This is a genomic window from Bacillus sp. C28GYM-DRY-1 (assembly GCF_030519405.1).
Lineage (GTDB): Bacteria > Bacillota > Bacilli > Bacillales > Bacillaceae > Bacillus > Bacillus spizizenii_A.
On sequence record NZ_JAUMKF010000012.1, the window covers coordinates 1 to 10980 of the forward strand.

Sequence of the window (10980 nt, forward strand, 5' to 3'; positions counted from 1 at the left end):
ACTTCAACCGAATAACTCACTCTTGTCCTCATAGAAAAAACACCTCCAAGTCTAATTTCGGATAACAATCATCCGTTTTCAAACTTGAAGGTGTTTTTTATTTGTCTCATCTTATGGGGTCAGTCCCCAGAGGAGCGGCTTTTTTAATGAAACGTTTGTTTAAACATAATGAGCGTATTTTTTCTCAAGGATATTCTGAAAAGCTGCCGCTGCTGAGCAGATGGCCCAATAAATGAGAGCGGTCAGAATATACATAGTCATGTAATCAAACTCTCTGCCGCCGATGATTTTCGCATGCTGGAGCAATTCCGGCACTGTAATCATTGCAGCGAGAGAGGACGCTTTGATTAAGTCGAGCAATACATTGGCAAGCGGAGGCAGCGCAATACGGATTGATTGCGGTAAAATGATCCCCCTCATCGTCTGCCAATAGGAAAGACCGAGAGAGGATGCGGCTTCCCACTGTCCTTTTTCAACGGATGAAATAGCTGAACGGTTAATTTCCGCAATGTATGCAGCGCTGTTAAGACTAAAGCCAATTAAAGCGGCTGTGACAGCGGCAAACTCAATGCCGATATAAGGAAATCCAAAATAAAGGATAAACAAGATCACCAAAATCGGAACGCCCCGCATAAAAGAGATATAGAGCTTGGCCGGCCATCTTAACAAGACAAGCTGAGACATTCTGGCGAGTGATATGAACAGGCCGATCACCGTTCCCGCAAACATGCTCACAAAAGAGATGAGCAGCGTATACCCAATGCCTTTTATGACATAAGGAAACGATTCAATGGCCAGCTTTGTGTTGAAAATATATTCCCACTGAATGCTATTGATCATGGCGTCCGATTACAAACCAACGTCTTGAACGTCGACATCCAGTTTCTTTGATACATCTGCTTGATTGAAGAATTGTTTCGACAGCTTTGTCAAAGTGCCATCCTTGCTCATTTCCTTCAATGTTTCGTTCATCTTTTTCTGAAGTGCTGCATTGCTTTTTTTCATGACAAGCGCCTGTTTGTTCGGCATGTACTTAATGTCAGGATGGATCGTAATGTTAAGATCCGAGAATGCTGCGAGCGCAAGTGTCTGCAGGTAATAGTCGTTTAAAATGACATCAGTGCGTCCGTTGGCGACATCTTTTAAATACTGCTCATTGGTCGCATTATCATAAATCACTTCTTGAGCGCCATATTTTCTCGCTACATCCATGTAGACTGTCGTAGCTGCACCAGCGGCTTTTTTCCCTTTTAAATCCTTAAGCGTTTTAATCCCTGATAAATCGTCTTTTCGGACGATTGCAGTGCCGTATGAATATTTATATGGAGTGGAAAACGCGAACTTGTTCTCGCGGTCCTTTGTCACATCGATGTCGTTTGCGGCTGCGTCAACCTGGCCGCTGTTCACCGCTGTCAGCATCCCGTCAATGCCCATCTCCTTGAACTCAATCTTCAGGCCCAGGCGTTTTGCCGCTTCACGAACGACTTCAACCTCATAGCCCGTCAGCTTATCAGAACCTGATTCGGTATCGTGATAAGAAGTGGGATAAAGCGTGCCAGATGTGGCAATAACAATTTTCCCTTTGTCTTTGATCTGTTCCCAGCCTGTATCCTTGGAATCGGCTTCATTTTTGCCGGAACAGGCTGCCAATATAAGAAAGAAAGCCATTGTGAAACTGAATATAACGGCTTTCGATGACATGAATGATTTCACCTTTGTTTCCCCCAATCTGTTAATCAACTAAAAAGATAGCACTGAACATAAGGGGTTGCAATATGTTGATGACGTTTTCAAAAAGTCCGAATTGTGTATACAAATAGTGTGCGTTTAAGGCTATGAAGGGATGGAGTGATCATAAAGGATTTGTAAAAGATGAATGCACTGACATACCCGAGAAGACAAACGGACACTGCATGATTTTATCGCGGGAACGTATGTCACTTACGCGTCCCCGGGTGAAGAAGAACTTTATACTGACGAATCAATCAGAAAGAGCGAATAATGGTTCGCTCAGGCTGTCGAGAAAATCTCGACAGCCTTTATTTTCCCTTAAAATATCCATTCTCCTGTAATAAAATAAAAGAAAGACTTCAAAAGGACGGTGTCTTTCTCATGTTCCACACAAGAAATTCTTCTCAAAACGCAGCCGAATTTGTTCTTCTCGACCAACTTGTCGAAGAGGATCACCTACTTCGAAAAATTGATAAATACATAGACTTCTCTTTCATCATTGAAAAGGTTAAACCTTATTATAGTGAAAACAAAGGACGCCCCTCACTTGATCCGCTGATTTTATTCAAAATGATGTTTATCGGCTACCTCTACGGTATCCGTTCAGAAAGACAGCTTGAAAAAGAAATTTACTACAATATGGCGTACAGATGGTTTCTCGGATTGAACATAAACGATCCAGTTCCGCACCACTCCACCATCAGCTGGAACAGACGCACACGCTTTAAAGATACAACGATTTTCCAAGATATTTTTGATGAGATCGTTCTTCAGGCCATCAATCATGATATGGTGGGCGGACGTGTCCTATTCACCGATTCAACTCACCTTAAAGCCAATGCCAACAAGCATAAATACACAAGAAGAACGATTGAACAGGACACACAAAACTATATCAAAGATTTAAATGAAGCCATTCAAGAAGATCGGGAGGAGCACGGAAAAAAGCCATTAACAATCAAAGAGGAGGTGAAAGCTGAAAAAGAGATTCGCCACAGTACAACTGATCCCGAAAGTGGGTATCTTTATCGCGAAAACAAACCCGAAGGTTTTTTCTATTTAGACCACCGTACAACGGATATGAAACATAACATTATCACCGATGCCTATGTCACACCCGGAAATGTTCATGATTCTGTGCCTTACCTTGACCGATTGGATCACCAAATCGCACGATTTGGTTTTCAAGTGGAAGCTGTCGCTCTTGATTCCGGATATTTAACGACTCCCATTTGTAAAGGATTATCTGACCGTCATATTTTTGGCGTTATTGCCCATAGACGATATCATCCCACTAGAGGCTTGTTTCCAAAATGGAAATTTCATTATGACAGTGAACAAGACCGTTACATTTGCCCGAACCAGCAGGTACTTACATACTCAACAACTGACCGAAAAGGCTACCGGTCATATAAATCAAATCCTGAAACCTGTTCCGCATGTCCATTGCTTGCGCAATGCACAAGATCAAAGAACCGCCAGAAAGTCATCACCCGGCATGTATGGGAGGACCACAAAGAAAAGGTCAGACAAAATCGCTTATCTGTTTCAGGAAAAACCCTCTATAAAAAAAGAAAAGAAAAAATAGAGCGAAGCTTTGCAGATTCAAAACAGCTGCATGGGCTTCGCTATTGCAGGTTGAGGGGAAAACGGAATGTGAGCGAACAAGTTCTCCTCACAGCCGCATGCCAGAATATGAAGAAGATTGCCACATACCTAGCCAAGCGGAGCTAGGTATGCGGGAGCTCTTTTTCTGTTTTTGAAATCAGCTGAATATCCAAAAAAACAGCGTAAAACAAAAAAAGCTTGTAGAAAAACATCGTTTTCTCTACAAGCTGAGCGAATAATGGTTCGCTCTTTTTCTTTTGCATGTATAAAAAATAAAATGCAGCAAAACATATGAAAAATAGGATTGGAGGAATAAATTGGATGAAACGAATGACAATCAATATCATCACAATGTTCATAGCCGCAGCTGTCATTTCTCTGACCGGCATAGCTGAAGCCGCTGAAAAACAGCAGCAGCCTCCCGCGCATGTCACACTGACAGATCAGCAAAAGACAGAAATTGAACAGCTGGAAGCAGACATACTAAAAAAGCGCAAAGACGTGATCTCAAAGTATGTGCAATACGGTGTCCTGCCTAAAGAAAGAGGAGAACACATCAAAAATCACATGGACAAACACTTTGAAATGATGAAACAACACGGCTTTGTTCCGAAGCCTCACCCTCATCAGCATAAATTTGAAAAAAGACATTAAGACAGTAAGCATCCAATGAGAATTGGGTGCTTTTTTATTGTGAAAAAGTTGCTGTAATAAATGAGTGCATTCGAAATTAATATCGCAATAGCCCGTTATATCGTATAATAAGATATAAAGGGGTGTCATGTGGAAATGGATTACATAGCTAAACTAAATCAGCAATGGACAGATATTTATTATTTATTACATTACAAACATAAAGACAATATCTCTCACCAGGCAATACGGCTTATGCAGCACATTGAAAAGCAAGGCGAGGCCACAATAGGGGCTTTGGCTGAATACTTGTCTGTCTCTCACAATACTGCGTCAGAGCATGCTAAACGATTAATTCAAAAGGGATTAGTAGCTAAACGGCGAAGTCAGCAAGATGAACGGAAGGTTTTCGTTTTCTTAACGCAAGAAGGAAGATCTGTACTTGAACAGCACACACAGCTAGATAAAGAGAAATTAGCGGAAATAATGAAACGAATGAGTACTTCAGAAAAGGAATTACTTGAACAGGCCTTTGAACTTTTAAGTAAGGAAGCTAAACAATGGCATTTTTAAGCAAAGTGATCATCTCAGCTTTGATTATCGGTTTTGTTACTGAAATATCAAAAAGATATCCAACTTATGGGGGGATTATTGCGGCTTTACCCTTGGTCAGTTTATTAAGCCTTTTTTGGATGCAAATACAGGGGGAAAAAACAGCTCAATTAAGTCAATTTGCTACAGGTGTGCTTACAGGGATCCCTGCTACAGTTTGTTTACTCGCTATTTTGGCGTTTTTGCTGAAAATTCATGTGCCGTTCTGGTTAGCCTTATGCGTCGGAATACTAGGATGGTCTGTATTTTTATGGATGCAGAAAATTTTTCTCAATATATTGTGTAACTGAGTGAGAGAAAGGAGATGCTATGTTTTTAAAAAAAGTTACTCTTCTTCGTGATAAGATTGCGGACTTTGACAATTTTCCTTTTACTATCCCGGCTATCAATCAATTAAATGAAGTTATATTTACTAGCCAAGTGACTTTTTTTGTAGGAGAAAATGGATCTGGCAAATCCACTCTGCTTGAAGCAATAGCAAATAAGTGTGAATTCAATACAGCGGGTGGAAGCCGAAATAATGTTTATGAATTACAGGAGTCAGATTCTCATTTAGGTGATTACATACGTTTATCTTGGCTGCCAAAGGTGACAAATGGCTTCTTTTTAAGAGCTGAATCGTTTTATCATCTTTCTCTTCATCTGGATGAGATGGAATTAGATGCTCCTCAGCCATACCGTTCTTATGGCGGGAGGCCGCTACACGAGCAATCACATGGAGAATCCTTTATGTCTCTGTTCCGTCATCGTTTTAATGAAAAAGCGATTTATCTTTTAGATGAGCCAGAAGCGGCACTTTCTCCAGCCAGGCAGTTGGCTTTTTTGAGGTTAATACATGATTTGGTGAAGGGTGGAAATGTGCAGATGATCATTGCGACTCACTCCCCGATCCTCCTGGGCTATCCCAATGCAAATATTTTAAGCTTTGATGGTGGGATACATCATACAGATTATGAGGAAACAGAACATGTTCAATTAACACGATATTTTCTTGGACACAGAGAAAAAATATTGAATGAGCTGTTTCGAGATTGATATTGAGTTGATATAAAACGCGTTTCACAGCCTATGTTTATCAAATATTTTTGGAGTGATAACACACTATGATCCATCAGCATCCATACAAATTGGTATCTTTTTTGGTAGCCGTTCAGCCAGCTTAACAGATATGTCAATCGCGATGAAGAAATACACATGATTTAAAACGCTTGAAGAAAAAAAGCTTCTATTGGTATCAGGATGTAATCAAGACGAACGGAAAAAGTTTATAAAGAGTCCCTGAGAGTCATGCTCTCAGGGCTTTTTCATTACACAGAAACAGCATCAATAATATAAGTGTCGGCGTGCAGATCTGACATCTCAGCCGGCACCGTCCAGCATGTCAATTGATAGTCTCCTTTAGGAATATCAAAGGACAGCCTTTTAGACATAATGCTTTCAATTTCAATACCGTTTTCTGTGACTTGAAAAGGAACAGTCACTTTCTTTTCGTAGGAGTTTACAGTTTCTGAACTGTTTAGGCGCAAAAGAATAAAGGCCTTTGTATTTCTCTGTGCTTCAAATGAAATCGCACCATCCGCCGAAGCAAATCCTTTTTCGATCGCTTCGTCAGTCCAATCCATAACAGGAGGTGCTGAATCCTTTTGAAATAAAGTAAATTGATGATATGAAATCGACAGTTCTTGCGGCTTCCATGATTTGATCAATGTGCTGTTCCTCCTCTATTGTTTACTGAATCGTGAATAAAACCTTTGTGCCGTCTGGAAAATCTGTAAGCTGATGCCCGACCCAAGAACCTGCACCGCGGTTGTCAGCAGGAGAAATGTATCTTACAGAAGCTCCCTCACCGCCTTCTTTACACATGGCCATTGGCCATTCATCTCTGTCATACCCCGTTTTTGGCGGTACGTCTTTTAATGATTGCTCGCGGCGTTCCTCAGCTCCGTCTCTGTCGATGGTACACACATCTGAGTGCCCTTCATTTATCGCATCCTTAATATGTTTGGCCGTTTCGGGATAACGGTCAGAAGGGAGGGCGATTGTTTCGTCATATTCTTCAGTTTGAGACGTTTTTTGATCATCTGAGAAAAAGTCTCCCTTGATCAGGCCGACAGCTGCAGCTGCTATGACGACGATGACGAGAAGTATCGTTTTTATGAAGTCCATCGTGATGTTCACCTCCCGCTTTTAGCAACTTTAAAACTGCTCCAAGAGTAATCCAGAAAGCGTTTGGTGTAAAGGTCAAAATTTTTAATTTTACAATCAGTTTATTGCTGAAAACGTAATTTTAGCAGGTCGAAATATTTGTTTTCAGTAAAATACCGTTGCTAATTTACAATAATAATAGTAAGTCATCAGCCGTTTTTGGGTTGATCAATCATTTTAAATTGGCTTATGATACCGGTAAGCTCCTCAGCTAATTGAGACAGCGTTTCAGAAGCTGCGGTAATCTCTTCCATTGCAGCAAATTGTTCTTCTGTTAGTGTAGCCGCCTGCCGGGTATTTTCTGTAGCATTTTTAATATCAGCCGTATTGGCTGGAAAGGATTCGTTTATGTTATGTGCAGTAGTTGAAATGTTTGATACAGGTGCTGATAAATCACTAATCTCAGCGCTGATTTCACCTGTTGCAGCTGCAATTTCCTTAAATGCATCTCTAGTGCGCTGGATCATCGTGACGCCTTCTGCAGCCTCCGCTTTCACATGCGCAATAGAGCTTGCAGATTGGCTCATATCTTTTTGGATTTCTGTGATCAGTTTTGAAATCTGTCCCGCAGACTGTTGAGATTCTTCCGCTAATTTACGCACTTCATCGGCAACAACAGCAAAACCTTTGCCTTGCTCACCGGCTCTGGCAGCTTCAATCGCTGCATTCAGCGCGAGCAGGTTTGTTTGATCGGCAATTTTGGTGATGACGGATAAAATTTGCTCAATTTGTTTAGAGCGGCCGTCCAGCTGGTGTATGATTTCCCCGCTTTTCTGTATCGAATTGTGAATTGCATCCATTTGTGCCTGCACATTAGAAATTTCCTTTTGGCCAATGGCGGCTTTGGATTGCGCAAGCTGCCCTTTGTCGGCAATAGCAGCAGTATTTGAAGAAATAACCCGGATATCTGCTGAAGCTTGTCTTAATGAACTTTCACTGGTCTCAATTCGCGTGATCTGATGCTGGGCTCCATTTGAAATCTGCTGTACAGCTTCTGTAATCTTTTCTGAAGCTTGATTTGTTTCCTCTGCTCCGGCTGAGAGCTGCTGAGAGGCAGACGCAAGCTGAAGGGCTGATTGCTGTACGGTTTGGATGGTATCGTTCAGTTTCATTCTCATCTTATTGTAATAGACGCTCAGTTCTGGTAGCTCGTCACCGGATTTGTCTGACACCTCTTTTGTCATATCTCCGTTTCCGGCACTTTCAAAGGCGCATTTTAAAGCGTTCAGCCGCTTATTAATTCTTCTTGTGAAAAGCAGGACAAGGATGACTGATGCAATAATGACGATAACAAGAACGATAGCGAATGAGTGAAAAGTGATTGCGTAAGTGATGCTAAAATGCTTTGATTGGCTCCGGTATACAGCATGCCGATGATATTCCCATTTTGATCCTTTAAAGGCATGTATGCCGTCTGGTAAGAAGAGCCCGCCACGTCTGCTTGTCCGTTGAATGTTTTTCCCTTCTTTAAAACGGTGTCGGTAATTTCTGGAGAAGCCTGAGTGCCAACAGCTCTTTCGTCATTCTTCATGACATTGGTTGCTACACGAGTATCTCCTTGGAAAATCGTAACGGTATCACCTGGTCACCTGTTTTTTCGCCAAGCAGATCAACGATATCCTCATTTTCGTTGATTTGTGTTTGACCTTTATAAAGCTTATTGTTCTTTATCTGCCACTCCCCTGAAATGGCATCACAATATAAGCACTGCTTAAAGCCAGATCGCCTTTCGCTTTTTCAGTCGCCATTTGTTTCATGCTGTCTGTAATTTCCTTAAGCATCACAGTGCCGGTTGATAGCGAAAACAAAAGAACAATTACGAGAACGAGGCAGAGAATTTTTGTTCCTAGCTTAAGGTCATATTACTTATCGGATTTTTAAGTCTAAAGTTTTATTTTAGAAATAATAAAACCGGCCTGATGTTCAGGCCGGTTGTGTGACACTATTCAAGATTTGCGTGTTGGGTGAACATGGTATCAGAATCGAGCCCTTGTTTCTCCATGAGTTTTAAAATGACTGCATCATAAAACAGCAGCAAAGTTTGTTCAAATAATGATCCCATTGGCTGTATGGTTTTATAGCTTCCGTTTGACTGGTCTTTAGGAGAACCGGGCATTTTGACGATGAGATCTGCCTGTTTTCCGATGCTAGATTCTGGATTGATGGTTAAAGCGGCAACAACCCCGTCTAAGCTATTTGCTTTTACTGCTGTGTGGATCAGGCTCTTTGTCTCGCCTGATCCTGAGCCGATGATAACGAGATCTCCTGCTCTGAGCGGCGGAGTGAGAATCTCACCAACAATATGAGCGTTGAAGCCCATGTGCATCAATCGCATCGCGAAGGATTTTGCCATCAGGCCAGACCGACCCGCACCCGCAGTGAAAATTTGGTTGGATGAGAGAATGTGATCGGCAAGCTGATCAGCTTCTTCATCAGAAATAAAAGCCGCTGAACGGTGTAACTCATTGAGAATTTCCGTTACGTATTCAGTCGTTTTCATACCGTTATCCTTGGGCAATCAGCTGTTTCATTTTTGAAGCCGTTTCTGCTTTATCGGCTGCGCTTGTAATCCCGCCCCCAACTATGACAAGGTCAGGCTTTTGTTTGATCACTTCAGGAAGAGTATCAAGTTTGATGCCCCCCGCAATAGCCGTTTTTGCGTTTTTTACGGCATTTTTGATTGTCGTTAATTCTTCAAAAGAGTTTTTGCCCTCTGCTTGAAGATCATATCCTGTGTGGACGCAGATGTAGTCAACACCGAGTGCGTCAATTTCTTTCGCACGGGATTCAATATCTTTCACGTTAATCATATCAACTAAGATTTTCTTCTTCTGTTTTTTGGCTTCTTCTACTGCGCCTTTAATCGTTGCGTCGTCTGTAGCGCCTAAAACGGTGATGATGTCAGCGCCCGCTTCTGATGCTTTCATGATTTCGTATCCGCCGGCGTCCATAATTTTCAGGTCTGCTAGAACCTTCAATTGCGGAAATGTTTCTTTTATTTCTTTAACGGCTCTGAGTCCTTCATTAATGACAACCGGTGTTCCGATTTCAACCACGTCGATATATTGTTCAACTTCTTTGACGAGCTCGATGGCTTCGGGGATGTTCACGAGGTCTAATGCTAGCTGTAATTCCATTGTTGATCCACTCCTTTTTTGAATTATTTTTCATTCTATAGCTTCCCTCTTTTGATGAGAAGTAGGCACTTTGAAGTCAAATAGTTACTTGGAGGATACTGTGAGGAGAGGGAATCAGATTTCTTTCGCTTGGTTTTATGAGTGAGTATAATAAAAAGGAGTATGCAAAAGTAAGTAAATAATGATACGTATCTAACATACAAAAGTATACGAAGGGGGGGATTCTTTTGAGCCGGATGGACGACAAAAGGTTTAATTGTGAGAAGGAATTAACGCTTGCAGTGATCGGCGGTAAATGGAAAATGCTCATTTTGTGGCATTTAGGAAAAGAAGGCACAAAACGGTTCAATGAATTAAAAACGTTGATCCCTGATATTACGCAGAAGATCCTCGTGAATCAGCTGAGAGAGCTTGAACAGGATATGATTGTTCACAGGGAAGTGTATCCGGTTGTCCCGCCGAAGGTTGAATATTCCTTGACCCAGCATGGAGAAAGCCTCATGCCGATTCTTGATGCTATGTATGAGTGGGGGAAAGGCTATATGGAACTGATTGATATTGACAAAAACGTCATAAAGGAATCGTTGTAAGGCGCTCTTCGCAAGGGTGTCTTTTTTTTGCTTGTTTTTCGGTTTTTGTGCGGTAAATAGATGTCATGTAAATGATTTTCAACAATAAGGGGATTTAATAAGATGGACAAGTTGTAAAATTTTTATTTTTCTGTAAAAAATATTTAGTGGAAATTGTTGCGGTATCCCGCAAAAATATCCCAGTGTATAAAGTGGAATCTTTCGGTATCCCGCATGAAACTTTTCACCCATTTTTCGGTGATAAAAACATTTTTTTCATTTAAAGTGAACGGTAGTGTAGTAATGTAAAAATATACAGAAAACAATGAATAAATAGCCAAATTTGGGATAAGGGATATTGCGGTTTTATCCGTTTGTGTGAAACACCGCAATGATGATGATGGCAGCCGGTTTTGATAGCGGCAGAATGGTTTTGTTTGTTTGAATGCACTGCTTTTTATGTGTAGTACTTTTGGCTTTTTCAT

Annotated in this window: 12 protein-coding genes and 3 pseudogenes; 8 read left to right on the forward strand and 7 right to left on the reverse strand. The window is 41.2% G+C overall.

Going from position 1 to position 10980, the window contains the following annotated elements:
- Positions 1-159: 159 nt before the first annotated feature.
- Together Q3W56_RS12840 and Q3W56_RS12845 are read right to left on the reverse strand one after the other, a co-directional pair.
- Positions 160-840 (reverse strand): amino acid ABC transporter permease, encoded by a 681-nt coding sequence (locus tag Q3W56_RS12840; RefSeq protein ID WP_302895749.1) that lies wholly within the window; start codon positions 838-840, stop codon positions 160-162.
- Between the two features lie 9 nt (positions 841-849).
- Positions 850-1713 carry a transporter substrate-binding domain-containing protein gene (locus Q3W56_RS12845; protein WP_268400864.1) on the reverse strand — a complete coding sequence of 288 codons (864 nt, stop codon included), beginning with the start codon at positions 1711-1713 and terminating at the stop codon, positions 850-852.
- Positions 1714-1891: 178 nt separating this feature from the next.
- Between Q3W56_RS12845 and Q3W56_RS12850 the strand changes: the two are divergent.
- The 7 genes and pseudogenes from Q3W56_RS12850 to Q3W56_RS12880 all read left to right on the forward strand — a co-directional run.
- Positions 1892-2002: pseudogene (locus tag Q3W56_RS12850) on the forward strand (RDD family protein); the annotation flags it as partial.
- Positions 2003-2112: 110 nt separating this feature from the next.
- Positions 2113-3465, forward strand: coding sequence for an IS1182 family transposase (locus Q3W56_RS12855; protein ID WP_302895751.1), 1353 nt, complete (start codon positions 2113-2115; stop codon positions 3463-3465).
- Between the two features lie 195 nt (positions 3466-3660).
- A complete protein-coding gene (locus tag Q3W56_RS12860) occupies positions 3661-3993 on the forward strand; it encodes a YckD family protein (protein WP_302895752.1) in 333 nt (110 codons plus the stop codon).
- A 135-nt stretch (positions 3994-4128) separates the two neighbouring features.
- Positions 4129-4545 (forward strand): MarR family winged helix-turn-helix transcriptional regulator, encoded by a 417-nt coding sequence (locus Q3W56_RS12865; protein WP_483298527.1) that lies wholly within the window; start codon positions 4129-4131, stop codon positions 4543-4545.
- The gene (locus Q3W56_RS12870; RefSeq protein ID WP_302895754.1) at positions 4533-4874 is read left to right on the forward strand and encodes a DUF3147 family protein; all 342 of its coding nucleotides are present in this window, start codon (positions 4533-4535) and stop codon (positions 4872-4874) included. The genes Q3W56_RS12865 and Q3W56_RS12870 overlap by 13 nt, the downstream gene beginning before the upstream one ends.
- Before the next feature lie 19 nt (positions 4875-4893).
- Complete coding sequence (locus tag Q3W56_RS12875) at positions 4894-5619, forward strand: AAA family ATPase (RefSeq protein WP_302895755.1); 726 nt, start codon at positions 4894-4896, stop codon at positions 5617-5619.
- A gap of 132 nt (positions 5620-5751) precedes the next feature.
- Positions 5752-5855 (forward strand): annotated as a pseudogene (locus Q3W56_RS12880) (family 1 glycosylhydrolase); the annotation flags it as partial.
- 36 nt (positions 5856-5891) lie between these two features.
- Here the strand turns inward: Q3W56_RS12880 and Q3W56_RS12885 are convergent.
- The 5 genes and pseudogenes from Q3W56_RS12885 to hxlA all read right to left on the reverse strand — a co-directional run bounded on the left by Q3W56_RS12885 (position 5892) and on the right by hxlA (position 9926).
- Positions 5892-6290: a competence protein ComJ gene (locus Q3W56_RS12885; protein WP_302895756.1), complete on the reverse strand. Its 399-nt coding sequence runs from the start codon at positions 6288-6290 to the stop codon at positions 5892-5894.
- A gap of 22 nt (positions 6291-6312) precedes the next feature.
- On the reverse strand, positions 6313-6762 hold the full coding sequence (gene nucA / locus Q3W56_RS12890; RefSeq protein WP_302895757.1) for a DNA-entry nuclease: 450 nt from the start codon (positions 6760-6762) through the stop codon (positions 6313-6315).
- Between the two features lie 176 nt (positions 6763-6938).
- Positions 6939-8570, reverse strand: a pseudogene (tlpC, locus tag Q3W56_RS12895) (methyl-accepting chemotaxis protein TlpC).
- A gap of 161 nt (positions 8571-8731) precedes the next feature.
- Positions 8732-9289: a 6-phospho-3-hexuloisomerase gene (gene hxlB, locus Q3W56_RS12900; RefSeq protein WP_019713281.1), complete on the reverse strand. Its 558-nt coding sequence runs from the start codon at positions 9287-9289 to the stop codon at positions 8732-8734.
- A gap of 4 nt (positions 9290-9293) precedes the next feature.
- Positions 9294-9926, reverse strand: coding sequence for a 3-hexulose-6-phosphate synthase (gene hxlA, locus Q3W56_RS12905; protein WP_019713282.1), 633 nt, complete (start codon positions 9924-9926; stop codon positions 9294-9296).
- A gap of 227 nt (positions 9927-10153) precedes the next feature.
- On the opposite strand from hxlA, the gene hxlR reads away from it, so the two are divergent.
- Complete coding sequence (gene hxlR, locus Q3W56_RS12910; protein WP_302895758.1) at positions 10154-10516, forward strand: transcriptional activator HxlR; 363 nt, start codon at positions 10154-10156, stop codon at positions 10514-10516.
- Positions 10517-10980: the final 464 nt, after the last annotated feature.

Coding starts and splice junctions, on each gene's coding strand:
- Q3W56_RS12840 (WP_302895749.1), bottom strand. CDS start 840: ATGATCAATAGCATTCAGTGGGAATATATTTTCAACACAAAGCTGGCC.
- Q3W56_RS12855 (WP_302895751.1), top strand. CDS start 2,113: ATGTTCCACACAAGAAATTCTTCTCAAAACGCAGCCGAATTTGTTCTT.
- Q3W56_RS12860 (WP_302895752.1), top strand. CDS start 3,661: ATGAAACGAATGACAATCAATATCATCACAATGTTCATAGCCGCAGCT.
- Q3W56_RS12865 (WP_483298527.1), top strand. CDS start 4,129: ATGGATTACATAGCTAAACTAAATCAGCAATGGACAGATATTTATTAT.
- Q3W56_RS12870 (WP_302895754.1), top strand. CDS start 4,533: ATGGCATTTTTAAGCAAAGTGATCATCTCAGCTTTGATTATCGGTTTT.
- Q3W56_RS12875 (WP_302895755.1), top strand. CDS start 4,894: ATGTTTTTAAAAAAAGTTACTCTTCTTCGTGATAAGATTGCGGACTTT.
- hxlB (WP_019713281.1), bottom strand. CDS start 9,289: ATGAAAACGACTGAATACGTAACGGAAATTCTCAATGAGTTACACCGT.
- hxlA (WP_019713282.1), bottom strand. CDS start 9,926: ATGGAATTACAGCTAGCATTAGACCTCGTGAACATCCCCGAAGCCATC.